This is a genomic window from Haemophilus sp. THUN1692 (genome assembly GCF_059704395.1).
In genome coordinates this window covers 192,690-216,917 of the sequence record NZ_AP046579.1, presented here as the reverse complement: position 1 = coordinate 216,917, position 24,228 = coordinate 192,690, and the positions used below count along the sequence as shown (strand labels likewise).

Genomic DNA, 24,228 nt, shown 5'->3' with positions numbered 1-24,228 from the left:
TGTTTATTTCTTTAAAGGAGATTCTTCTTTCTTCAAATTACCATTTTCATCTTCTGTTGCTGACATAGGCACGCAGCTACAATTAGGTTGCTCTAACCCCCACTCTTTAATGAAATTATCATATTTTTCAAGTGCACGCTTAAACCAACATTTTGGTTTCTCAGTTTGTTCTGTCATAAAGTTCCTCGTTCTAAATATTGTTTAATTTCTAAACGCAGCCATTCTACGCCTTTTTTCTTGTTAATGGGAAGTTGTTTTTTTGTTAAATAAGCGGAAATTAATGGGAAATTTTCTTTGCCCGCTAATTTTAATAAACGCCTCATCGCAGGAATGCTCGAAAATAAAGTACGGTGAAAATTAGCAAAGTTTTTTAAGCTCAACCAATCGAACTCATCAAGCTGCCAATCAAGCTGATTTTTCTCAAAATTTATGGCGAAAGGATGAAAAGATAAAGGAATATTACGCTGAAATTGTTTGTACGCACTATCAACTAAAGCCAAGCCTTCTTTAGAAAGACCTTTAAGGGCAATCGCTGAATAACAACCACTACTCGCTTCTTGATGCTCGCCTAAATGCACCAAAACAAAACCGCACTTTTGCCAAAATTTTGCCAATTCGTCAGTGTAGCCAAAACTCACCGAAAAAAAATCCACTTCTGAATTTTTCATAAATTTCATTAGATTTTGACCAATACCCTTTTTTTGCCAATTTGGCTGAACCGCTATACGAGAAATACGTAAGGAATGTAATTTACAGGCTTGGGACAGATTTTCATGGAAACATAATGCCTGCGGCACCAGATTCCCTTTCGGACGGCGTTTGCCTTGTTGAATTTGAATAATCAACTCATCATCAGCCATATTTCCTTCTTCTAACGCCCAAATTGCACCGAGCAAATTCTGTTGATATTCGGCAAAATAAAAACGTTGATTTTCCCCATCAAATAAACGGCGAAGATCAAGTGGCGACGTTCGATAATGCGCCAATGTCATTAAGCCATAAAACTCTGCAATATGATGTGTTTTTTGCACTTCTCGAATTTGATAAGGGAGATGGGGCTGGAAAAGAAATTGCTGAAACTCATCTTCGGCATTTAGCAACAAAAGATCATCAATAAAATCTTCTAACGGATCATTTTCTTGCCAACGTAGAGGCTGTTTAAGCTCAAAATGCTGAAAAGTGCGGTGAATTTTCCGTTTAAATTTTAATTCGAAACCACGCCCTGTTCCTTCATAGCTATGAATTGTAGTACTGAAAATAATATGTTGAAAATATTGAGAATATTCTTGTAATAACGGCAATGGAATCATCGCAGCTTCATCTACGAGTAACCAAGCGGATTGACTAAATTCGGGTTCAGTTTGTAACATCAAAGCCAATTCATCTGGCGCAATAAATTCAATGCCCCCTTCTGAAAATTCGATAACCGAATATACCGCACTTTTATTCGGTGCGGTGAGATAAACTGGCGCCTGAATTTGGTTAGCAAGCATCCCCAATAATGCGGATTTTCCTCTTCCGCGCTTAGCGGTTAGAAAATAAATATCCTGCTCAACTTGTAAAATATTATCAATAATTTGCTGCTGAGCTAACGTGGCATTTTTATGATGCTCGTTAGAATAAAAAACAGGGGGAAATTCAACCGAACTTTTCTCTCTTAAAATGGGGAAATGATAGCGATCAATGCACTGTTTGAAATGATCAATAAAATTAGGCGTGGCGATTACTGACTGATTTCCATTCCAACGTAAACTATCTTGATCAGGCTGCTGAGATAAATTTTCCCAATCGGACAACACTAAACAAAGTGTGCCGCCCATTTTCAGTGTTCCAGCTCCAATAGCTAGCGCTTCAAGATGAATGCCATTTCGTCCATCAAATAAGATATGTTCAAATTCTTGTCCGAGCAAATTCGTTGCTTTAGAAAAAGCAATGCCGCTTTCACCGATAATTAATACGTTATCAGGCACAAGCGGCAAAGTTTTGCTGATTAAAATTTGAAGCTGGCGAGATAACATCTTTTATTTTAAATAGGCAATTAACATCGAGCCAATAAAACTTACACAAGCAAGCCAAAAGAAAATGCTTTTGGGTTGAGAAACTTTTTTACTGAAAAATTTCGCAGCAAACACGATATACAAAATCAGTAATGCGAATTTAGCCACTAACCACCATTCAATATCAAAAGCAAAGAGATATAAAATGACAACACCAGAAACAATCAACAAGGTATCTGATAAGTGCGGTAAAATTTTTAATAATTTTATCGAACGCCAGTTTTTGCCAGTAAGTTGCATTGCGCCACGAATCACCGACAAGGCAAAACTTAAAAAGGCGAAAAAAATATGTAAATAAACTAGCATAATCACTCCCAAAAAAGTAAGAAAAGTTCGGTTAACATCAACCGCACTTTCTCAATATAAATTACTTCGCAATTCGTTTATATTTAATACGATGTGGCTGAGTCGCTGCATCGCCTAAGGTTTTCTTTTTCCACTCTTCGTAGTCAGAGAAGTTACCTTCGTAGAAGGTCACTTTGCCTTCATCGCCGTAATCTAAAATATGCGTTGCGATACGGTCTAAGAACCAACGGTCATGGGAAATCACCATTGCACAGCCCGGGAACTCTAAAATCGCATTTTCTAACGCACGCAAGGTTTCAACGTCTAAGTCATTGGTTGGTTCGTCCAATAACAGCACGTTACCACCACGTTGTAAAAGTTTCGCTAAGTGTAAACGACCACGTTCACCACCTGATAATTCGCCAACACGTTTTTGTTGATCCACGCCTTTGAAGTTGAAACGGCCCACATACGCACGGCTTGGAATTTCAAAGTTACCAATGGTCAAAATATCTTGTCCGTTAGAGACTTCTTCCCAGACGGTTTTCTTGTCATCCATAGAATCACGGAATTGATCCACCGAAGCAAGCACAACAGTTTCACCCATTATCACAGAGCCTGAATCTGGTTGTTCTTGACCTGACAACATACGGAATAAGGTTGATTTACCCGCACCATTTGCCCCGATAATCCCAACGATTGCACCTTTTGGAATACTGAAGGATAAATCATCAATTAAAGTGCGGTCGCCATAAGATTTGGTTAAGTTTTGCACTTCAATCACTTTATCACCTAAACGCGGACCAGGTGGAATAAAGAGTTCGTTCGTCTCGTTTCGTTTTTGATATTCGCCAGAGTTCAACTCATCAAAGCGCGCCATACGTGCTTTGCTTTTCGCTTGGCGACCTTTAGGATTTTGACGCACCCATTCTAACTCTTTCGCAATGGATTTTTGACGCGCGTTTTCAGCTGCTTGTTCTTGCTCTAAACGTTTCTCTTTTTGCTCTAACCAAGAAGAATAGTTACCTTCCCAAGGTATACCCTCACCACGGTCAAGTTCTAAGATCCAGCCCGCTACGTTATCTAAGAAATAACGGTCGTGGGTAATTGCGACAACAGTGCCCTCGTAATCATGTAAGAAACGCTCTAACCACGCCACAGATTCCGCATCTAAGTGGTTAGTTGGTTCGTCTAATAAGAGCATGTCTGGTTTTTCAAGTAATAAGCGGCAAAGTGCCACACGGCGACGCTCACCACCAGATAAATGTTCAATTTTGGCATCCCAATCAGTTAAACGTAACGCATCAGCGGCACGCTCTAATTGGTTATCTAAATTATGCCCATCGTGCGCCTGAATGATGGCTTCAAGGTTCGCTTGTTCTGCCGCCAGTTTATCGAAATCAGCATCAGAATCCGCATAAAGTGCATACACTTCATCTAAACGAGTCAGTGCATTTTTCACTTCAAAAACCGCTTCTTCCACTGCTTCACGCACGGTTTGTTGCGGATCAAGTTTTGGTTCTTGTGGAAGATAACCGATTTTGATACCTGGCTGCGGACGCGCTTCCCCTTCAAATTCTTTATCCACGCCTGCCATAATGCGTAAGAGGGTTGATTTACCCGCACCATTTAAGCCTAGAACCCCGATTTTAGCTCCAGGGAAAAAGCTTAAAGAAATATCTTTCAAAATATGACGCTTCGGTGGCACTACTTTGCCGACACGGTGCATCGTATATACAAATTGAGTTGACATATTTATCCTTTATCTAATAAAAAAGTGGGGTCATTTTACTTGAAGTTTCTTTATTTGCCTAACAATAGGCAAATAATAGACAAAAAAAAACCACCCGAAACGGGTGGCAGGAAAGTAGTTTAGCTATATTTATGATTATTTTATTTAGGAACTTTATGAATATCAAGCAATTACTTGACGGCGCTATGTTACTGAATATTGAAAGCTAAAGGAAATGCTATTGAGAGTTTTTTTGATTTACATCAACATTTTTAACAGAAAAATTCGTTTTTGCGTGTAGAATAAACAACTTCTAATGCTAACGTTCAAAATAATTAGGATTTTTTGTGAAAACGTATTCATTATTACTCGGTCTATTCATTAGTTGTGGTGTTTTAGCTCACCCCCATGCATTTATAGATATGCAAACCACGCCTATCATAGAAAATAGTCAACTCACCGGTTTATCAATGAAATGGACATTGGATGAACCAAGTTCGTCCGCAATTATTTATGATATGAAACAGGCTAAAACAAAAAATGATCAGCAAAAACTCATCGATGATGTCATGGGAAATATTGTGAGTGAACATTATTTTAGCTATCTATATGACGCTCAAAATAACAAAATTAAATATTCTTCACACCCCAAAAATTACGGCGTAAAAATCCAAGGATTACAACTGCAATATTATTTTGATGTGCCACTCGCCCATTCACAACAGTTAGAAAAAAACACATTTAGCTTACAAACTTACGATCCCACTTATTATGTGGCGATGACTTACGCCTCAAGAAGTGCGGTAGATTTTTCCGCACTTCCGAAAAATTGCCAAGGAAAATTAATTGAACCTAATGTGGATGAAAAAATCCAAGCCTACGCATCTTCACTTGATAAATCCCAAAAGAACGAAGATGATTCATTAGGCGTAATGTTCGCGCAAAAAATAATAATTCAATGTGAGTAGAAATGAAAAAATATAAAACAGGGCTCGTGTTATTAGTGATTGCACTCGCCTTACTTGGCTATTTTTCCCCTTGGTTTTTCTTACATATTGCTGCATGGCAAAAAGATTTTAATCAACTTATTTCGGAAAATTTACATCAAATTCAAAATAATAGTATCAAGGCAGGCATCACACTTATTTTCGCTAGCTTTGTTTACGGCGTACTTCATGCCCTCGGGCCAGGGCACGGCAAATTTATTATCGCCAGCTACCTTTCCACTCATGAAAGTCAATTAAAACAAAGTACTATCTTGAGCTTACTTTCTTCCTTAATGCAAGGTATTGTCGCGATTACAGCAACCACATTGCTCGTTGTAGTACTTAATCTATCATCACGTTATTTCAAATTAAGTCAGCTTTGGTTAGAACGAGCTGCCTTGCTATTATTAGTATTTCTCGGCTTTTATTGGATTTGGCAAGGTTTACGTGCCTATCGTAAAAAAGCTAAATTAGCCATAAAATCCCTAAATCCACTTTCACTACACGAAAAAAGTGCGGTGAAAAATAACCGCACTTTTCAACTAAATACCTGTAGCTGTGGACACCAACATTTGCCAAGCCCGATGCAAACTGCACAAGCTACCAATCTAAAATCACAATTTCTCGTGATTCTAACAATTGGTATGCGCCCATGTAGCGGTGCTATTTTCGTATTATTTTTAGCTTATATGCTTGATCTTTATGGCTGGGGAATTTTAGCTGTATTAGCTATGTCTTTCGGCACAGGACTTATGCTGTCAGCCTTCGCGGGAATTGTACGTTATGCACGAAATACTGCGATTCACTTAGGGAGTTGGTATAGTTCAAAACATACAAAAGGGAAAAGCGAAAGCATCGTGAAATTAATAGCAGGTGGAATAATGCTATTTTTTGCCTTGAGCTTGTTATACGGTACAACCATCTCAACTGGCGGAAGCAAAATCCTATTTTGAGGTAAAAAAATAAAGCCCATCAACATGATGGGCTCAAAATCTTTTGGTTACTAATTTAGAATCTGTAAAAGGAGACAAACAAACTCTAAACCAAAAGAAAAATTGGCTCCTCCTGCTGGACTTGAACCAGCGACATATGGATTAACAGTCCACCGTTCTACCGACTGAACTAAGGAGGAATAAACTTTGTATCACAAGGGATAGGGCGCGAATTCTAATGGTCGATAGTTAGCTTGTCAATGCAAAATTTAAAAAAATTTCATAAAAAAAACAAAAATTTTCTCATCTTTTATATATATACCACCTAATATTTATTTTTCTATCCACAGAGCCTGTGGATAACTTTGTGGATTAACTTTTTAAAATTTTGCGGATCCCTTGTTCTTACAAGGCTTGTTCGATCTTGATTACAGATTAGCCTAAAATTAAATTTTAATTTAAAATCAAAAAGTTAAGTTTTGTCTAGTAAAAAAATTAAAGTTTTTTTATGAATTTGTGACATCTTCCTCTTGACATCACTAAGTCTGTGTAAAACTTAGATTTTTGCCTGATCAATTTTACACATTAAATATGCTAAAATAGACATTATTCAAAACTATGAAAAAACCGACCGCACTTTATGTCTGAGAAAATCAACACAAAACCATTTATTCTGCATTCCGACTTTCGTCCCTCTGGCGATCAGCCACAAGCTATCGAAAAATTGGCTGAAAATTTAACGGATGGATTAGCTCACCAAACTTTACTCGGGGTAACAGGCTCGGGGAAAACCTTTACTATCGCCAATGTAATTGCTCAATTAAATCGCCCCGCAATGTTACTTGCGCCAAATAAAACCCTTGCTGCCCAGCTTTATGCAGAAATGAAAGCCTTTTTTCCAGAAAATGCAGTGGAATATTTTGTGTCTTACTATGATTATTACCAGCCAGAAGCCTATGTGCCGAGCAGTGATACATTTATTGAAAAAGATGCGTCTATTAATGATCAAATCGAACAAATGCGTCTTTCTGCGACAAAATCTTTTTTAGAGCGTCGAGATACTATTGTAGTAGCTTCTGTTTCTGCAATTTATGGTTTGGGCGATCCTGATAGCTATTTACAAATGATGTTGCATTTACAACAAGGTGCCATTATCGATCAGCGCCAAATTTTAGCGAAGTTAGCGGAATTACAATATACGCGCAATGATCAAGCATTTCAGCGTGGAACTTTCCGTGTTCGTGGAGAAATTATTGATATTTTTCCTGCGGAATCCGATGATCGTGCGGTGCGTATTGAATTATTTGATGATGAAATTGAGCGTTTAAGTTTATTTGATCCGCTCACTGGTAGTAGTTTTGGTGCTGTACCACGTTTTACGATCTATCCTAAAACTCACTATGTGACGCCCAGAGAACGTATTTTAGATGCTATAGAAAACATCAAAAAAGAACTCGTATCACGCCGTGAATACTTCATTAAAGAACATAAACTTTTAGAAGAACAACGTATCAGCCAGCGTACCCAATTTGATATTGAAATGATGGATGAATTGGGCTATTGCTCGGGCATTGAAAACTACTCTCGCTATTTATCAGGCAGAAATGAGGGTGAGCCACCACCAACATTATTCGATTATATGCCCTCTGATGCGATTTTAATTATTGATGAATCTCACGTTACTGTGCCTCAAATTGGCGGGATGTATCGTGGCGACCGTTCACGTAAAGAAACTTTAGTCGAATATGGTTTTCGTTTACCATCAGCATTAGATAATCGTCCGTTACGCTTTGAGGAATTTGAACGCTTAGCCCCACAAACTATTTATGTTTCCGCAACACCAGGACCTTATGAATTAGAGAAATCAGGCAGTGAAATCATCGATCAAGTGGTTCGCCCCACTGGTTTGCTTGATCCGCTTATTGAAATTCGTCCAGTCTCAATTCAAGTGGATGATTTACTTTCTGAAGCTCGCCAAAGAGCGGATAAAAATGAGCGTGTTTTAGTGACGACACTCACAAAAAAAATGGCAGAAGATTTAACGGATTATTTAGATGAACACGGGATTCGTGTGCGTTATCTACATTCTGATATTGATACCGTGGAACGCGTCGAAATTATCCGTGATTTGCGTTTAGGCGAATTTGATGTATTGGTGGGAATTAACTTATTACGTGAAGGTTTAGATATTCCAGAAGTGTCTCTTGTGGCGATTTTAGATGCCGACAAAGAAGGATTCTTACGTTCCGAACGCTCTTTAATCCAAACCATCGGCCGAGCTGCGCGAAACTTAAATGGTAAAGCGATTTTATATGCGGATAGCATCACAAAATCGATGGAAAAAGCCATCACCGAAACTAATCGTCGTCGTGAAAAACAAACCAAATACAATGAAGAACATGACATTGTGCCACAAGCATTAAATAAGAAAGTCGGTGAATTGTTAGATATTGGGCAAGGTGCAAACCAAAAAGCGAAAGCCAATAAACAACGTGGAAAAATGGCAGCAGAATCAACCGCACTTTATAATGCACCGAAAAATGTCAAAGAATATCAGCAACAAATCAAAAAACTGGAACAACAAATGTATAAATTTGCGCAAGATTTGGAATTTGAAAAAGCCGCGGCAATTCGTGATCAATTACATCAATTACGTGAACAGTTTGTTTTTGAAAACTAAAAAAACGCCAGCTTAAGCTGGCGTTCCGTTTATTATAGCCAGCCAAAAGTCTGGCTATAAAAACCATACGCTATGCGTATGGAGCCAAATAGCTTAAGCGATGAACAGAAAAAATCCTCGCTATATAATGAACAAGGCTGACAACCAAAATTCAACATATAGGAGGATTATCATGGTAAGTAAAACCAGTGACGATTCAAGTCTATCACACACAAAATGGAACTGTAAGTATCACATTGTATTTATCCCGAAGTATAGAAGAAAAGCAATTTATGGAAAGTTAAGAGCAGATATAGGTCAAATATTGAGGCAGTTATGTGACTATAAAAATGTGGAGATAATAGAAGCGCATGCAATGCCAGACCATATCCATATGCTCTTAAAAATCCCAGCTAAAATATCAGTATCAGGTTTTATGGGCTATCTGAAGGGGAAGTCAGCGCTGATGATTTTTGAAAGACACGCGAACTTAAAATATAGATATGGAAATAGGCATTTCTGGGCGAAAGGATTTTTTGTAAGCACAGTAGGGTTAAATACAAAAGTGGTAGAGGATTATATAAGAAACCAAGAAAAAGAAGATATGGTTCAAGATAATTTATCAACGAAAGAACATGTTGACCCCTTTAAGGGGTAATCAAGGAAATAATTAGACGCAGTTGTCAGTTCTCACAAGCCCCTTGAGGGGCTTGTGAAGTATAGGCCCTTATAGGGGAGCCTAAAAACCGCACGTTTTACGTGCGGATTGTTATTTGTTTTCACCTGAAGAATACAAGCGATTCTTATATAAATAACTGCCTAATAAAGCGTGAGCTAATGCCTCTTTTTTCATTGCATCGGGTACGTCTTTTGGCGTTAAAGTTTCTGAAGCTTTATCATAATGATAACCTTTCGCTGCTTTATTTGGCATTTGAATCACCACATCATTATTGCCTTTCATCATTGCTTGAGTTTGATCATATTGCATAAAGGCACGATCTGGGTTTACATCTTGCGTTAAATCAAAACCAATCATTGGATAATTGCCACTTACGCCAGCTAAAGAAAGTAATGTGGTTGGCATATCAATTTGGCTCACAAGACGGCTGTCACGGCGTGGCGCAATGCCATCACCAAGAATCAAGGCTGGAATATGAAAATGCTTAATTGGCACAAGACTTGCTCCGCCTACACGAGAATCGTGATCCGCAACAATTAAGAAAATCGTATCTTTCCAATAATTAGACTGTTTTGCCATTTTAAAGAAATGACCTAACGCATAATCCGCATATTTTGCCGCGTTATTACGAGTGGCTTTTGGTTGCTCATAAAGCTCAATTTTGCCATCTGGATATTCAAATGGATCGTGATTGCTGGAGCTAAACACTAAACTAAAAAACGGTTTACCTTCATTTTGTAATTTCGTGAAAGTTTCATTGGCTTTATTAAATAAATCCTCATCACTCACGCCCCAAGTGCCAGTAAATGTTGGATTTTGGTAATCTTGTTGATCCCAAATATCTTTAAAGCCATTGCCATAGAAAAAGCTCGCCATATTGTCGAAGTGCTTTTCACCTCCATAAATAAATGAAGTGTTATAGCCTTGTTTATGTAATAAATCCGCAATAGTAAAGAAACCACTTTGAGCATTATTAAGTTTCACGACTGCACGAGCTGGCGTTGGCGTAAAACCTGCGGTTGTTGCTTCAATACCGCGTACTGAACGCGTGCCTGTTGCATAAAGATTTTCAAATAACCACCCTTCTTTTGCGAGCTGATCCACATTTGGAGAAAGTGGTTTGCCACCGAGTGTACCAATAAATTGAGCTCCGAGACTTTCTTGTAGCAAAATCACGATATTTTTAGGTTTACCCTGATAAGTCGCAACATTTTTCGTTAAAGTTGGGTATTTATCTGAAATGTAATCGCTGTCTGGACGGCCTCGACTTGCTTTAACAATACGAAACATTTCATCTGCATCCATTTTTCCGTACATCTCTGAAGATTTTTCTTCATCTTTAAATTGCTGTGCCGCATAAATGACGGAATAGCCCGAATTAAGCACCAAAGAATTCACTAACGCATCAGAAGAAAAAGCCACCATGGCGGGATTGATACCGCGGTGTTGAAAGCTTGAACGCGCCCCTAGGAAGCTCACTGCAATAACATGTAAAGCAATCACAGGACGAAGTTTCCAACTGATTGAACGTAAATTTTTGACTGCCCAACCAGAAATTTTCCAATAAATCACGACAGCTAAAACTGTGAAAACAAGGCTAAAAATCACCGCACTTAAATGCCCTTCAGCAAGCATTGAAAAAACTTCTTTCGGATAAATCAGATATTCGATAAATAAACGATTTGGACGGTAATCGTAGGTTTCAATAAAGGCAGGTGTGGCAATTTCCATAAAGATAATAAACACGCTGCCAAGCGTTAACCAAACGCGTAAAATTTTTCCCCAAACTTTGCTGCTATGAAATAACGTTGTGAGCAATGCTGGTACACCAAATAAATAACAGAGTGCCACAACATCCATTCGTACGCCTTGCAAAAATAATTGCAACCAGCCATCTACGGCAGATACACGCTCTGATTGCCATACTGCAAGTCCCAAACGGGATAAGGAAAGGATGATGAGATTAATCAACACAAATGTGAAGATGGGGAATAAAAGAGAATGCGCTTTTTTCATTGTAAAAACCACTAACAAAACGGCATCCAAGCCGTATTAAATTGAAGAAATATAGGCAACTGTCTATCGGTCGGTTCCTTTTCGACATGACAAAAGTCTTAAAGTGCGGTCAATTTTCGCATAGTTTTACTTAATCTCAAATGTAGACAATATGCCGAATTCTGTATAACGCAATTTTATCTAATCACATTCACTAGAAAGTAAAAATAAAGCCTCGAGAAAAATCGAGGCTTCATTAAATAAACAGCGGGAATTTACCGCACTTTTTCGATTACTCTTGTTGTGCTTTCACCGCAGCATAGGCAATCATATTAATAATACGGCGAACAGATGCACCTGGATTAAGAATATGCGCAGACTTGTTCATACCCATTAAGATTGGGCCAACAGTAATTGCCGTAGTGGTACCGCGCAATAAGCTATAACTAATACGTGATGCGCTCAAATCAGGGAACACTAATAAATTTGCGCTTCCTTTCAATGGACTATCAGGCATGACTTCTTTTCTATGAGCTTCATTCATCGCTAAATCGCCACGCATTTCACCATCGATCATTAAGTGCGGATTACGCTCTTTTACGATCTGTAATACTTCACGCATTTTTGGTGCACCGAGTGAATCAGATGAACCAAAATTAGAATGAGAAAGCAATGCAACCGCAGGTTCAATACCAAAACGATGGATTTCTTCTGCTGCCATTAAAGTGATTTCAGCTAATTCTTCTGTTGTTGGATTACTGTTTACATGGGTATCAGTTAAGAATACGTTACCAGTCGGTAATACAAGGCTATTTAAAGCAGCGGCAGTTTTCACGCCATCTTTTAAGCCAATAATATCGCGAATAGAGGCAAGGTGTTTTCCGTATGAACCAAATAAGCCACATACTAAAGCGTCTGCATAACCTAAGCTAAGCAACGTAGAAGCTAATACAGTTGTATTAGAACGCACCACGCGTTTTGCGATTGCAGGTGTAATGCCTTTACGTTTGGTAAGCTCGTAGTAATGTTTCCAACATTCTTCATAGCGAGGATTATCTTCGTTATCCACAATTTCAAAATCGACACCGGCGGTTAAACGTAAACCAAGTTTTTTAATTTTTTCTTCAATCACACTGCGGCGACCGATTAAGATTGGATTTGCCAAGCCCATTGAAATCACTTCTTGAGTGGCATGCAATGCTTTATTTTCTTCCCCTTCCGCTAAAATAATGCGTTGTTTTGCCGCTTTTGCTTGGTTGAAAATAGGGCGCATAAACAAGCTCGTTTTGTAAACAAACTGAGTTAGTTTTTCAACATAAGTATCCCAATTTTGAATTGGACGAGTTGCCACACCAGATTCCATTGCTGCTTTTGCTACCGCTGGTGCGATACGCACAATTAAGCGAGGATCAAATGGGCGAGGAATCACATAATCTGCACCAAAAGTCGCGCCTTCACCACCGTAAGCAGAAGTTACAACTTCGTTTTGCTCTTCTAACGCAAGGTCAGCAATGGCATAAACTGCCGCACGTTTCATTTCTTCATTAATAGTGGTTGCGCCCACATCTAATGCGCCACGGAAAATGAATGGGAAACAAAGCACGTTATTTACTTGGTTTGGGTAATCAGAACGGCCTGTACATACAATCGCATCAGGACGAACCGCTTTCGCTTCTGGTGGGGTAATTTCAGGATTTGGGTTAGCCAAAGCAAGAATAATTGGATGTGCAGCCATGGTTTTCACCATATCTTGTGTAAGCGCACCAGCTGCGGAACAACCTAAGAAAATATCTGCATTTGGAATCGCATCACCAAGTTTACGCCAGCCATTATCTTCAATTGCATAATCTTTTTTGGTTTGATCCATTTTGTCATCACGGCCTTTATATACTACGCCTTTCGAGTCGCAAACCGTGATATTTTCACGTTTCATACCTAAAGAAAGCAATAAGTTCAAGCACGCAATAGATGCAGCCCCCGCACCAGACGCAACAAGTCGAACATCTTCAATTTTTTTACCTACAATACGAAGAGAATTGATGATCGCGGCAGCACTGATGATCGCTGTACCATGTTGGTCATCATGGAATACAGGAATATTCATTCTCTCACGCAATTTTTGTTCAATATAGAAACATTCCGGTGCTTTAATATCTTCTAAATTGACCCCACCGAAAGTCGGCTCTAACGAAGCAATAATATCTACAAGTTTATCGGGATCATGTTCATTCACTTCAATATCAAATACGTTGATACCAGCGAATTTTTTGAACAATACGCCCTTCCCTTCCATTACAGGTTTGCCCGCAAGCGCACCAATATTGCCAAGACCAAGTACCGCTGTACCATTAGAAATAACAGCGACCAAATTTCCACGCGCCGTATATTTGTAAGAGGCTGTAGGATCTTTTTCAATTTCTAAACAAGGCTCTGCCACACCTGGTGAATAAGCTAAAGCCAGATCGCGTTGTGTTGCTAATGATTTTGTTGGGGTAACTTCAATTTTTCCAGGAATTGGAAATTCGTGGAAATCCAAGGCTGCTTGACGTAATTGTTCACTCATAATAAATGCTCCATTTTATTGAAACAGGATTGAAATATTACGTCGATTATAGCGGTTTTTTATTCAAAAAATTGTGACAGACTGCAAATTTTCACAAAATCATTACAAAATTTTTTGATGTGAGGCATTAGCTAGACTTTTCATTTTTCAGCAAAAAAGGTAGGATTTTCACAAGAGAATCATAGAGGATAATAAAATGAATCCATTTCAAAAACTTAAAAGTACGGTGAATAAATGTCAAAGATTTTTTATCAATCGTTCATTACAACGTAAATTGACTAACCAAGGCATGACTGTCATTTCTGCCAATTGCGTGGGGGCTTTTATCTTACATGATTTGCACCAGCCGTTTAATTCTCCATTTGTGAACCTCTATCTCTCGCCACAGGATTTTTTGCGTTATTTACAAAATATGGATTTCTACCTCACTCAACCTCTTACATTTGTACAAACAGAAAAAAGTTATCCACTGGGAAAACTTGCCGATCTTGAAATTCATTTTATGCACTATCACAGTGAGCAAGAAGCCAATGAAAAATGGCAACTTCGTACGTCACGAATGAATTTAGACAATCTTTTTATTATGATGACAGATCGAGATGGTGTAACCGAAAAAGACATTCAACTTTTTGATCAACTCCCTTTCAAAAATAAAGTAATTTTTACTCACACCCCCTACCCTGCTTTTAAATCGGCTTATTATATAAAAGGCTTCGAGAAGCAAAATCAGGTGGGCGATATTTTTGAGTTTTCTGGCTGGAATGGGAAAAAATATTACGATCAATTCGATTACGTGAAGTGGTTTAACCAAGCTTAATAGATAAAGGTTGCATTGCAGCCTTTTTTGTTTCGTTCTAAAAGCAAAAACCTGTACAATGCCTAGCGAATTTTAACAAGAGAAAACATAATGAGATTAGATAAATTTATTGCTGAAAATACGGGATTAACCCGTTCTCAAGCAACAAAAGCAATCCGCCAAAGTGCGGTAAAAATTAATGGTGAAATTGTCAAAAGTGGCTCCGTACAAATTTCACAAGAAGACGAAATTTATTTTGAAGATGAATTATTAACTTGGGTGGAAGAAGGTCAATATTTTATGTTGCATAAGCCACAAGGCTGTGTTTGTTCTAATGATGATGGCGACTATCCAACAATTTATCAATTTTTTGATTACCCTTTAGCGGGGAAATTACATAGCGCGGGTCGCTTAGATGTGGATACGACAGGTCTCGTCTTGCTTACCGATGATGGACAATGGTCACATCGCATCACGTCCCCAAAACATCATTGTGAAAAAACCTATTTGGTGACATTGGCTGATCCCGTAGAAGAAAATTATGCGGCGGCTTGTGCGGAAGGCATTTTATTACGCGGAGAAAAAGAACCCACTAAACCAGCGAAATTAGAAATTTTAGATGATTACAATGTGAATCTGACGATTTCCGAAGGTCGCTATCATCAAGTAAAACGTATGTTTGCCGCACTTGGGAATAAAGTTGTTGGATTACATCGCTGGAAAATTGGGGATGTTGTACTAGATGAATCATTAGAAGAAGGCGAATACCGCCCATTGACTCAAAGTGAAATCGAAAGTTTGGTGAAATAAGATGAGTCAGCAAAAATCTACTTTTATCTTTATTCTTACGCTCGGTATTCTCTCTATGCTACCGCCTTTTGGCGTGGATATGTATTTGCCGTCTTTTTTAGAAATTGCGAAAGATCTCGGAGTGAGTCCAGAACAAGTACAACATACACTAACCTCTTTTGCCTACGGTATGGCATTCGGTCAGCTTTTCTGGGGGCCTTTTGGCGATAGTTTTGGACGAAAACCGATCATTTTACTCGGTGTCATTGTAGGTGCGCTAACCGCTTTAGTGCTCACCGAAATAAATTCAGTCGGAAATTTCACCGCACTTCGTTTTGTGCAAGGTTTCTTTGGTGCCGCACCTGTTGTGCTTTCAGGCGCATTATTACGTGATTTATTTAGTAAAGATCAGCTATCTAAAGTGATGTCCACCATCACGTTAGTGTTTATGCTTGCACCTTTAGTTGCGCCAATTCTTGGGGGTTATATCGTCAAGTTTTTCCACTGGCATGCGATTTTTTACGTCATTTCACTGGTGGGATTATTAGCCGCTGCATTGGTCTTTTTCATCATTCCAGAAACCCATAAAAAAGAAAATCGCATTTCGCTGCGCTTAAATATTATCGCTCGCAATTTCCTTCTGCTTTGGAAGCAAAAAGAAGTGCTCGGCTATATGTTTGCCGCCTCTTTTGGATTTGGCGGGTTGTTTGCTTTTGTGACTGCAGGTTCGATTGTCTATATCGGCATTTATGGCGTTCCCGTCGATCAGTTTGGTTATTTCTTCATGATGAATATCGTTACGATGATCTTTGCCTCTTTTTTAAATAGCCGATTTGTCACTAAAGTGGGCGCAGAAACAATGTTACGGATAGCCCTCACAATTCAATTCCTTTCTGGAATGTGGCTAATTTTGACCGCACTTTTAGATCTCGGTTTTTGGCCTATGGCAATTGGCGTCGCCTTTTTCGTCGGTCCAAACCCAGTGATTTCATCAAATTCAATGGCATCAGCTTTAGAAAGATGTCCTCAAATGGCGGGAACTGCAAATTCTTTGATTGGCAGCGTACGTTTTGCAGTGGGCGCAATTATGGGAAGTTTAGTTGCATCAATGAAAATGGATACCGCCGCACCAATGCTCTTTACTATGGGGGCATGCGTCGCGATTTCCTTGTTGGCGTATTACTTTCTAACCAGCCGAAATCTTAAAAAATCTGAGAAAAAATAAGCTCACAATTCATCATTGTTCCCTCAATGTTAGTGAGGGAACATTAATTTCTAACGTTTTGATCCTAAATAAATCGCAAATAAAGTGAGCAATGCACCAAGCCATTGCCAAAGATTAATCGCTTTATCCAAATAGAAATAATCAATCAACAATGCCGCTACTGGCTCCGTGAGTAACAATAATCCAGTAACACTTAGCGAAAGCAAAGGGATTGAATAAGCAATCATGCCCCAAGCTACGCACTGCATCACCGCACCATAAATCACGACTAATCCCCAATCCTGCCATGTTGTTGGATAAAGATTATTTGAATTGAAAATTAAAGATGGGATAAATAGCACTAAGGCACCTGTCAAACTGATCATTAACATCAACGGAAATAATGCTGTTTGCTCTTCTTGATGAACTTTTTTCACCATCACCATAGAACCAGCCAACATTACCGCTGAAATTAAACCAATCACAATGCCATAAATTCCGTCAATATTATGCTGTAATTCTTCGACAGAAATTAACGCTACGCCAACTATCGCCAAAAACAAACTTAATATTTGTAGTTTGCTTTGACGTTCTGCAAAAAAGACAAAACCAATGGCAGCCAAACAAAAAATTTGCAAGCTATTTAATAAGGTAGAAATGCCTGGACCTACGGCGTAAATACTTTCATGCCAAAAGGCAAGATCAAACGCTAAAAATACTCCAGAAAGTGCGGCAAAAAATAAGGCTTTTTTACTTTTTGGAAAATGTTGGCGTTTTAATTTCATTAAAAAATAGAAAATGCCTGATGCAATTAATAATCGCCAAAAAGCAATTGCATAAGCACCGACAGGCACAAACTTAACAATTAAGCTACCTAGTCCGAATAAAATACAACCAAACACCAACAAAAATGAAGCGATATTACTTTGTTTTTTCATTAAACGAAGACCATCCATAACGGCAAGCAAACCGCAATAAATAATAGGATAAATAAACTATTGGCAGATAATTTCCACTTTTGGAAACTATGCAGAATCAGAATAGCCGCAATAACAAAATGGCAAACAAAATAAATGATGTAAGCAAAAATACTATCAGAATTAACCGCACTTTCCATGCCATTTAAAAGTAAAAATAAAAACATTGCCAAAGCATTTAAGGCGAGCAATATAATCATGGCTAAGGGCAACAATGCAATAAAACCTTGTAAACGATTTCGTGCAATAACAAGCGCAAGATTTGCCAAAATCACGCCAGATAAAATCGGTGCAAAAGGGTTATATTTAGCAAAATCACTCGCAGGAAGCACGGTAAAAATCATTAAATAACTCAAGCAACCTAAACCCGCAATTAATGCAGCCATCAATAAAAAGCTATTACGGATTTTTTCAGTTTTTGGTTGTTTCCAAATAAAATACACGACAGAAAGACCAGATACGCTCATCACATTAGTAAGCGTGTGATTATTCTGTAATAGACTTATCAGCAACCACACCGCCCAATAAATAACAAAAGTCAGATTCACTTTGATTAAACGACCACGTTGTCCTGGGCAAATTTCGCCACGATAAAACACCAATAAAGAAATTAACTGTGCAACCAATACACCTACACTCAAGTGAGGTATTACTTGCTTTTCAACTTGCAAAGAAAAAATAAATAGATCGATGCCAAGCACCATTGAGATCGATAATACCGCAAGCAATGCCGCAATATATTTAGAAGATTGTTCTGACATAATTTTGACGACTGAAAAATAATGCACCATTATGCTAAAAATTCATTAAATTTTAAAGTAGAATGAAACCAATTTTAACCGCACTTAGGTACATGAATGTTACTTAGTATTTTATATATCATCGGTATCACCACTGAAGGAATGACAGGCGCACTTGCAGCTGGTCGTGAAAAAATGGATATTTTTGGCGTGATAATTATCGCATCCGTCACTGCCATTGGCGGCGGCTCTGTGCGTGATGTACTGCTTGGGCATTATCCTCTCGGCTGGGTTAAGCACCCAGAATATTTTTTAATGGTGGCAAGTGCGGCGGTAATTACCGTATATGTTGCGCCATTCATCAATCATTTTATGCGCTACTTTCGCACTATTTTCTTGGTGCTCGATGCGATGGGTTTGGTGGTGTATTCCATTATTGGCGCACAAATTGCGATGGATATGGGACATAGCCTCACCATTGTAAGCATTGCAGGCTGTATTACAGGTGCCTTTGGCGGGGTTCTACGCGATATGCTATGCAATCGAATTCCTCTCGTATTCCAAAAAGAACTCTACGCCAGCATTGCGCTATTTGCCACTCTGACTTATTACGCATTAAGCACACTTCAAGTAGAACATACGCTTGCCGTGTTACTCACACTAATTAGCAGCTTTACTTTACGTCTTTTAGCTATTCATTTCGAATGGGGTTTACCCGTGTTTAATTACCAAGAACTCACATCGGAAGAACAAGATAAGCTACCAAATAAAAAGAAATAAATAAAATAAAGGGAATAACTATGTTAGAACAAATGGGCAAACAAGCCAAAGATGCGGCATTTATCTTGGCTCAACTCACCACTGCTGAAAAAAATCGTGCATTATCCATTATTGCAGAACAACTCGAACAACAAGCACCGCTTATCTTAGCCGAAAACGCAAAAGATATTGACCTTGCCAAACAAAATGGATTATCAGATGCTTTGATTGATCGCCTACTGCTCACGCAAGAACGTTTGCAAGGCATTGCTAATGATGTACGCCACGTTATTTCTCTTGCAGATCCAGTGGGTAAAATCATAGACGGCGGTACACTGGATAGTGGACTTAAAATCGAACGCGTACGCACTCCGCTCGGTGTTATTGGCACAATTTATGAGGCTCGCCCAAATGTGACCATTGATGTGGCAAGTCTTTGCCTCAAAACGGGTAATGCAGTAATTTTACGCGGCGGTAAAGAAACACAGTTTTCTAACAAGATTTTAATCGAAGTTGTACAAAATGCTTTAGAGCAAGCCGGCTTACCAAAATTTGCAGTGCAAGCCATTACCGATCCAAATCGTAAACTCGTTATGCAATTATTAAAACTAGATCGCTATGTGGATATGATTATTCCTCGTGGTGGCTCTGGTTTACATGAATTGTGTAAACAACATTCGACTATTCCAGTTATTGTGGGGGGCGTGGGTGTTTGCCATACTTTCGTTGAAAAAAGTGCGGATCAAAATAAAGCAATTTTTGTTATTGATAACGCCAAAACACAACGTCCAAGCACCTGTAACACATTAGAGACTTTATTAGTTCAACATTCTATTGCTGAAGAATTTTTACCTAAACTCGTCTCTCACCTCGTGTCCAAAAATGTAAAATATCATGCAAAATCCACCGCACTTAATATATTGAAACAAGTGGGTGCGAATGTCTGCGAAGTGACAGAAAAAGAATTACGCGAAGAATGGGGATCATTGGATTTGAATGTTGTTGTTGTGGAAGATATTCATGCCGCTATTGAGCATATCCGCCAATATGGCACACAACATTCTGAAAGTATTTTAACTTCCTCACAAAACCTAGCACATCAATTTATCAATCAGGTCGATGCCGCTGCCGTTTATGTGAATGCAAGCACACGATTTACTGATGGCGGACAATTTGGATTAGGTGCAGAAGTTGCCGTGAGTACTCAAAAACTTCACGCTCGTGGCCCAATGGGATTAGAAGCATTAACAAGTTATAAATGGGTTTGTGAAGGCGAATATACCGTTCGCAAATAAAACCCAAAGTGCGGTAATTTTTAGAAGAGATTATTTGCATATAAAAAAGCCCGCGAAATGCGGACTTTTTCATTACCTTTATTTGTCAGATTTACCCAAATTATCAAAGAATTTTTTCACACCGTCCAAAAATCCTGAAGATTTTGGTGCGTGTTTACTTAAATCTTTACCTTGTAAACTTTCCTCAAGTTTTTGAAGTAATTCTTTTTGTTCGCTGGTTAAATTAACTGGCGTTTCGACCACGATACGGCAAATCAAATCGCCCGCATAGCCGCTACGTGTAGATGCGACACCTTTGCCTCGCATACGGAATAATTTTCCAGTTTGCGTTTCAGCGGGGATTTTAAGTTTCACTCTGCCATCTAAGGTCGGCACTTCAATTTCACCGCCAAGGGCTGCAGTAGCAAAACTAATCGGTACTTCGCAATATAAGTTGTTACCGTCACGTTCAAAAATGTTATGTTCTCTCACGTGAATCACAACATATAAATCCCCAGCTGGTGCACCATTTTCGCCTGCAGCACCTTTTCCTGCTAAACGAAGTTGGTTACCCGTATCTACGCCTACAGGAATTTTTACTGAAAGATTTTCTTTCTTATGAACTCGCCCTTCTCCATGACAGCTGCGACAAGGTTTTTCAATTTTCTTACCGCTACCATGACAAGTTGGACAAATACTTTCAGATACAAAGAAACCTTGTTGACGACGAATTCGACCAGAACCATGACAATGCGGACAAGTTTCAACTTTAGAGCCTTTTTCTGCACCAGAGCCACCACAGCTATCACAATGTGCAAGGGTGTTAATTTGAATATCTTTGGTTGTACCTTTTACGGCTTCTTCTAAAGTGATTTCTAAGTCATAGCGTAAGTCTTCGCCACGAACAACTCGCTGACGACCACGGCCACCGCCACCAAAAATATCGCCAAAAATATCACCGAACATATCACCGAAATCAGCACCACCAAAGCCACCACCGAAGCCACCAGCGCCACCACCTTGTTCAAAGGCAGCATGGCCATATTGATCATAAGTTGCACGTTTTTGATCGTCGCCTAATACTTCATAAGCTTCATTAATTTCTTTGAATTTTTCTTCCGCTTCTTTACTGCCTTGGTTTTTATCCGGGTGATGTTTAGACGCTAAACGTTTATACGCACGTTTAATATCATTCTCACTCGCCCCTTTTTGTAACCCAAGGACTTCGTAGTAATCTTTTTTTGCCATAGTGTTTCCGTATTTTTATTTGTAAATATTTTGTCATTTCTGACCGTTTACATTCGCTATTTTTAGCAATGTGGGTAAATTGAAATGTAAATATCCACTTTTCCATTTGGATAATATTTCTCAAAATCCACTTTATAAGCACGTTTTAATAAGCCTTGCTTTTCTTTATTCCAAATGCGTTGCCACGTTTGAACTACTGATTCATAAGTCGTGGGGAAGATTTCATACCAAGTCAGATCTTCAATTTCAATGGTTGAAAAACTGCCCTCAGGTTTACTTTCTTGAGCAACAGCAACATCATAATAGCCCGTAAAATCCGATTCATAATTCAGATAAACACCATAATAAGGATCATTTTGAGGCAATTTTGCAAAATTATTCTGCCAAATCTGTCCAATCTTTTCTGCGGGATTTTCCTTTGTGTTATGCGTACGAATTGTAGCAAGAGGATAAAGTGTAAGTGGCATAACTATTCCTTAAATTTACAAAATTCTGGGTAAATTTGACCGCTTATAACATACTCCCCTCTTTAGCAAAGAGGGGGATCATTTATATACACCAAAAGGGCGTGTTCCCACGCCCTTTGTTTGTGCTAAGAAGAGCGGTGAATTATTTATTATCTTTATCTTTCACTTCTTCAAATTCAGCATCTACCACGCCATCATCTTTTGCTGATGATTGTTGTGGTTGCTCGCCACCAGCTTGTTGAGCTTTTGCTTGAGCTGCTTGCATGAGTGGTTCAGACGCTTTGATTACTGTTTCAATTTTTGCTTCAATTTCTGCTTTATCTTCACCTTTTGCTGCTGTTTCAAGCTCAGCTACTGCAGCTTCAATTTTCTCTTTGTCTGCGGCACCCAATGCATCGCCAGCTTCTGCAATTTGTTTACGTGTTGCGTGTGCAATACCATCAGCTTGGTTACGCGCTTGAACAACTTCTTCAAATTTACGGTCTGCATCGGCATTTGCTTCTGCATCACGCACCATTTGTTGAATTTCTTCATCAGATAAACCAGATGATGCTTGAATACGAATTTGTTGCTCTTTACCCGTATTTTTATCTTTTGCAGATACGTTGATTACGCCGTTTGCATCGATATCAAATGTTACTTCGATTTGTGGCATACCACGCGGTGCAGGATTAATACCTTCTAGGTTGAATTGACCTAAAGATTTATTATCTGCCGCACGTTTACGTTCACCTTGAAGAACGTGAATGGTTACCGCACTTTGATTATCTTCCGCTGTTGAGAATACTTGCGATTTTTTAGTTGGAATCGTAGTATTTTTCTCAATTAAGGTGGTCATCACACCGCCCATAGTTTCGATACCAAGTGATAACGGAGTAACATCTAATAAAAGAACGTCTTTCACATCACCTTTTAATACACCACCTTGAACTGCCGCACCGATTGCCACCGCTTCATCAGGGTTAACATCTTTACGCGCTTCTTTACCAAAGAACTCAGCAACTTTTTGTTGAACAAGTGGCATACGAGTTTGACCGCCCACAAGAATAATATCGTGAATTTCACTCACGCTTTTACCTGCATCTTTTAATACAGCTTTCAAAGACTCAATTGAGCTTGCCACTAAATCTTCTACTAATGCTTCTAATTTTGCACGAGTGATATTTAATGCTAAGTGTTTAGGGCCAGTCGCATCTGCAGTGATGTACGGAAGGTTCACTTCAGTAGATTGAGCTGATGAAAGTTCAATTTTTGCTTTCTCTGCAGCTTCTTTCACACGTTGTAATGCCATTGCATCATTACGTAAATCGATATTTTGTTCTTTTTTGAACTCATCAATAATGTAATCAATTACACGGTTATCAAAGTCTTCACCACCTAAGTGAGTGTTACCACCAGTTGCTAACACTTCGAAAGTTTGTTCACCATCAAAGTTATCAATTTCGATGATTGAAATATCGAATGTACCTCCACCTAAGTCGTAAACTGCGATTACTTGGTTCTCTTTGCTTGAACCTAAACCGAACGCTAACGCAGCCGCCGTTGGTTCATTGATGATACGTTTAACGTCTAAACCAGCGATTTTACCTGCATCAATCGTTGCTTGACGTTGTGCATCGTTAAAGTATGCAGGAACAGTAATTACCGCTTCTGTTACAGACTCACCCAAGAAATCTTCTGCCGTTTTTTTCATTTTTTTCAATACTTCAGCAGAGATTTGTGGTGGTGCTAATTTATCACCTTTTACATTTACCCAAGCATCGCCATTGTCAGCACGAGTAATTTCGAAAGGCATAATTTTAATATCGCGTTGAACTTCTTCGCTTTCAAAACGACGACCAATTAAACGTTTAATAGCAAACAATGTATTTTTCGGGTTAGTGATTGCTTGACGTTTTGCTGGCTGACCAACTAAGGTTTCATTATCTGTATAAGCAATAATTGAAGGAGTTGTACGTGCACCTTCCGCATTTTCAATCACGCGTGCTTTGTCGCCGTCCATTACTGCTACACAAGAGTTTGTTGTACCTAAGTCAATACCAATAATTTTTCCCATTTTGTACTCCTAGTAAAAATTTTAAAATTC

The 24,228-nt window shown here is 38.8% G+C and carries 20 protein-coding genes and 1 tRNA gene; 9 read left to right on the top strand and 12 right to left on the bottom strand.

Annotated features, from left to right (window positions below):
* Window positions 1–3: 3 nt before the first annotated feature.
* The 4 genes from AC6H0A_RS01015 to ettA all read right to left on the bottom strand — a co-directional run bounded on the left by AC6H0A_RS01015 (window position 4) and on the right by ettA (window position 4,095).
* Entirely contained in the window at window positions 4–177 is a 174-nt protein-coding gene (locus AC6H0A_RS01015) for a DUF5363 family protein (protein WP_005640369.1), read from the bottom strand.
* On the bottom strand, window positions 174–2,018 hold the full coding sequence (locus AC6H0A_RS01010) for a tRNA(Met) cytidine acetyltransferase TmcA (RefSeq protein ID WP_005640367.1): 1,845 nt from the start codon (window positions 2,016–2,018) through the stop codon (window positions 174–176). Before AC6H0A_RS01010 ends, AC6H0A_RS01015 begins: the two co-directional genes overlap by 4 nt.
* A 3-nt stretch (window positions 2,019–2,021) precedes the next feature.
* Complete coding sequence (locus AC6H0A_RS01005) at window positions 2,022–2,363, bottom strand: SirB2 family protein (protein ID WP_044232295.1); 342 nt, start codon at window positions 2,361–2,363, stop codon at window positions 2,022–2,024.
* Window positions 2,364–2,424: 61 nt separating this feature from the next.
* Entirely contained in the window at window positions 2,425–4,095 is a 1,671-nt protein-coding gene (ettA, locus tag AC6H0A_RS01000; RefSeq protein ID WP_005640361.1) for an energy-dependent translational throttle protein EttA, read from the bottom strand.
* 326 nt (window positions 4,096–4,421) lie between these two features.
* On the opposite strand from ettA, the gene zevA reads away from it, so the two are divergent.
* Window positions 4,422–5,042 carry a zinc transporter binding subunit ZevA gene (gene zevA / locus AC6H0A_RS00995; protein ID WP_005640358.1) on the top strand — a complete coding sequence of 207 codons (621 nt, stop codon included), beginning with the start codon at window positions 4,422–4,424 and terminating at the stop codon, window positions 5,040–5,042.
* A 2-nt stretch (window positions 5,043–5,044) separates the two neighbouring features.
* Window positions 5,045–6,013, top strand: a complete 969-nt coding sequence (zevB, locus tag AC6H0A_RS00990; protein ID WP_179230748.1) for a zinc transporter permease subunit ZevB — start codon at window positions 5,045–5,047, stop codon at window positions 6,011–6,013.
* A gap of 103 nt (window positions 6,014–6,116) precedes the next feature.
* Here the strand turns inward: zevB and AC6H0A_RS00985 are convergent.
* Window positions 6,117–6,192, bottom strand: a tRNA-Asn gene (locus AC6H0A_RS00985).
* Between the two features lie 440 nt (window positions 6,193–6,632).
* On the opposite strand from AC6H0A_RS00985, the gene uvrB reads away from it, so the two are divergent.
* The gene (uvrB, locus tag AC6H0A_RS00980) at window positions 6,633–8,672 is read left to right on the top strand and encodes an excinuclease ABC subunit UvrB (RefSeq protein WP_005640355.1); all 2,040 of its coding nucleotides are present in this window, start codon (window positions 6,633–6,635) and stop codon (window positions 8,670–8,672) included.
* Window positions 8,673–8,844: 172 nt separating this feature from the next.
* The gene (gene tnpA, locus AC6H0A_RS00975; protein WP_005639541.1) at window positions 8,845–9,309 is read left to right on the top strand and encodes an IS200/IS605 family transposase; all 465 of its coding nucleotides are present in this window, start codon (window positions 8,845–8,847) and stop codon (window positions 9,307–9,309) included.
* A 111-nt stretch (window positions 9,310–9,420) separates the two neighbouring features.
* Here tnpA and AC6H0A_RS00970 read toward each other — a convergent pair whose 3' ends face one another.
* The gene (locus AC6H0A_RS00970; protein WP_044233015.1) at window positions 9,421–11,346 is read right to left on the bottom strand and encodes an LTA synthase family protein; all 1,926 of its coding nucleotides are present in this window, start codon (window positions 11,344–11,346) and stop codon (window positions 9,421–9,423) included.
* A gap of 271 nt (window positions 11,347–11,617) precedes the next feature.
* Window positions 11,618–13,888 (bottom strand): NADP-dependent malic enzyme, encoded by a 2,271-nt coding sequence (locus tag AC6H0A_RS00965; RefSeq protein ID WP_005642141.1) that lies wholly within the window; start codon window positions 13,886–13,888, stop codon window positions 11,618–11,620.
* Between the two features lie 196 nt (window positions 13,889–14,084).
* On the opposite strand from AC6H0A_RS00965, the gene AC6H0A_RS00960 reads away from it, so the two are divergent.
* From AC6H0A_RS00960 to AC6H0A_RS00950, 3 genes are all read left to right on the top strand, one after another.
* Window positions 14,085–14,705, top strand: a complete 621-nt coding sequence (locus AC6H0A_RS00960) for a DUF1919 domain-containing protein (RefSeq protein WP_005642144.1) — start codon at window positions 14,085–14,087, stop codon at window positions 14,703–14,705.
* Between the two features lie 90 nt (window positions 14,706–14,795).
* Window positions 14,796–15,494, top strand: coding sequence for a 16S rRNA pseudouridine(516) synthase RsuA (gene rsuA, locus AC6H0A_RS00955; RefSeq protein WP_005642146.1), 699 nt, complete (start codon window positions 14,796–14,798; stop codon window positions 15,492–15,494).
* Between the two features lies 1 nt (window position 15,495).
* On the top strand, window positions 15,496–16,698 hold the full coding sequence (locus tag AC6H0A_RS00950) for a Bcr/CflA family multidrug efflux MFS transporter (RefSeq protein WP_005642148.1): 1,203 nt from the start codon (window positions 15,496–15,498) through the stop codon (window positions 16,696–16,698).
* 50 nt (window positions 16,699–16,748) lie between these two features.
* Here AC6H0A_RS00950 and AC6H0A_RS00945 read toward each other — a convergent pair whose 3' ends face one another.
* Window positions 16,749–17,615, bottom strand: coding sequence for a DMT family transporter (locus AC6H0A_RS00945; protein ID WP_044232990.1), 867 nt, complete (start codon window positions 17,613–17,615; stop codon window positions 16,749–16,751).
* On the bottom strand, window positions 17,615–18,415 hold the full coding sequence (locus AC6H0A_RS00940) for an HI_1241 family integral membrane domain (RefSeq protein ID WP_044233017.1): 801 nt from the start codon (window positions 18,413–18,415) through the stop codon (window positions 17,615–17,617). The genes AC6H0A_RS00945 and AC6H0A_RS00940 overlap by 1 nt, the downstream gene beginning before the upstream one ends.
* A gap of 96 nt (window positions 18,416–18,511) precedes the next feature.
* Here AC6H0A_RS00940 and AC6H0A_RS00935 point away from each other — a divergent pair, with 96 nt between their 5' ends.
* Together AC6H0A_RS00935 and proA are read left to right on the top strand one after the other, a co-directional pair.
* Complete coding sequence (locus tag AC6H0A_RS00935; RefSeq protein WP_005642153.1) at window positions 18,512–19,174, top strand: trimeric intracellular cation channel family protein; 663 nt, start codon at window positions 18,512–18,514, stop codon at window positions 19,172–19,174.
* Between the two features lie 20 nt (window positions 19,175–19,194).
* Window positions 19,195–20,448, top strand: coding sequence for a glutamate-5-semialdehyde dehydrogenase (proA, locus tag AC6H0A_RS00930; protein ID WP_005642155.1), 1,254 nt, complete (start codon window positions 19,195–19,197; stop codon window positions 20,446–20,448).
* A gap of 78 nt (window positions 20,449–20,526) precedes the next feature.
* Here proA and dnaJ read toward each other — a convergent pair whose 3' ends face one another.
* The 3 genes from dnaJ to dnaK form a co-directional block, all read right to left on the bottom strand.
* On the bottom strand, window positions 20,527–21,675 hold the full coding sequence (gene dnaJ / locus AC6H0A_RS00925) for a molecular chaperone DnaJ (protein WP_005642157.1): 1,149 nt from the start codon (window positions 21,673–21,675) through the stop codon (window positions 20,527–20,529).
* Window positions 21,676–21,737: 62 nt separating this feature from the next.
* Window positions 21,738–22,142, bottom strand: coding sequence for a GyrI-like domain-containing protein (locus tag AC6H0A_RS00920; RefSeq protein WP_005642159.1), 405 nt, complete (start codon window positions 22,140–22,142; stop codon window positions 21,738–21,740).
* 142 nt (window positions 22,143–22,284) lie between these two features.
* The gene (gene dnaK, locus AC6H0A_RS00915; RefSeq protein ID WP_005642161.1) at window positions 22,285–24,198 is read right to left on the bottom strand and encodes a molecular chaperone DnaK; all 1,914 of its coding nucleotides are present in this window, start codon (window positions 24,196–24,198) and stop codon (window positions 22,285–22,287) included.
* Window positions 24,199–24,228: the final 30 nt, after the last annotated feature.

Excerpts from the sequence above, each read along its gene's own strand:
- AC6H0A_RS01015 (WP_005640369.1), bottom strand. The coding sequence starts at position 177 with ATGACAGAACAAACTGAGAAACCAAAATGTTGGTTTAAGCGTGCACTT.
- AC6H0A_RS01010 (WP_005640367.1), bottom strand. The coding sequence starts at position 2,018 with ATGTTATCTCGCCAGCTTCAAATTTTAATCAGCAAAACTTTGCCGCTT.
- AC6H0A_RS01005 (WP_044232295.1), bottom strand. The coding sequence starts at position 2,363 with ATGCTAGTTTATTTACATATTTTTTTCGCCTTTTTAAGTTTTGCCTTG.
- ettA (WP_005640361.1), bottom strand. The coding sequence starts at position 4,095 with ATGTCAACTCAATTTGTATATACGATGCACCGTGTCGGCAAAGTAGTG.
- zevB (WP_179230748.1), top strand. The coding sequence starts at position 5,045 with ATGAAAAAATATAAAACAGGGCTCGTGTTATTAGTGATTGCACTCGCC.
- uvrB (WP_005640355.1), top strand. The coding sequence starts at position 6,633 with ATGTCTGAGAAAATCAACACAAAACCATTTATTCTGCATTCCGACTTT.
- tnpA (WP_005639541.1), top strand. The coding sequence starts at position 8,845 with ATGGTAAGTAAAACCAGTGACGATTCAAGTCTATCACACACAAAATGG.
- AC6H0A_RS00970 (WP_044233015.1), bottom strand. The coding sequence starts at position 11,346 with ATGAAAAAAGCGCATTCTCTTTTATTCCCCATCTTCACATTTGTGTTG.
- AC6H0A_RS00965 (WP_005642141.1), bottom strand. The coding sequence starts at position 13,888 with ATGAGTGAACAATTACGTCAAGCAGCCTTGGATTTCCACGAATTTCCA.
- AC6H0A_RS00960 (WP_005642144.1), top strand. The coding sequence starts at position 14,085 with ATGAATCCATTTCAAAAACTTAAAAGTACGGTGAATAAATGTCAAAGA.
- rsuA (WP_005642146.1), top strand. The coding sequence starts at position 14,796 with ATGAGATTAGATAAATTTATTGCTGAAAATACGGGATTAACCCGTTCT.
- AC6H0A_RS00950 (WP_005642148.1), top strand. The coding sequence starts at position 15,496 with ATGAGTCAGCAAAAATCTACTTTTATCTTTATTCTTACGCTCGGTATT.
- AC6H0A_RS00945 (WP_044232990.1), bottom strand. The coding sequence starts at position 17,615 with ATGAAAAAACAAAGTAATATCGCTTCATTTTTGTTGGTGTTTGGTTGT.
- AC6H0A_RS00940 (WP_044233017.1), bottom strand. The coding sequence starts at position 18,415 with ATGTCAGAACAATCTTCTAAATATATTGCGGCATTGCTTGCGGTATTA.
- AC6H0A_RS00935 (WP_005642153.1), top strand. The coding sequence starts at position 18,512 with ATGTTACTTAGTATTTTATATATCATCGGTATCACCACTGAAGGAATG.
- proA (WP_005642155.1), top strand. The coding sequence starts at position 19,195 with ATGTTAGAACAAATGGGCAAACAAGCCAAAGATGCGGCATTTATCTTG.
- dnaJ (WP_005642157.1), bottom strand. The coding sequence starts at position 21,675 with ATGGCAAAAAAAGATTACTACGAAGTCCTTGGGTTACAAAAAGGGGCG.
- AC6H0A_RS00920 (WP_005642159.1), bottom strand. The coding sequence starts at position 22,142 with ATGCCACTTACACTTTATCCTCTTGCTACAATTCGTACGCATAACACA.
- dnaK (WP_005642161.1), bottom strand. The coding sequence starts at position 24,198 with ATGGGAAAAATTATTGGTATTGACTTAGGTACAACAAACTCTTGTGTA.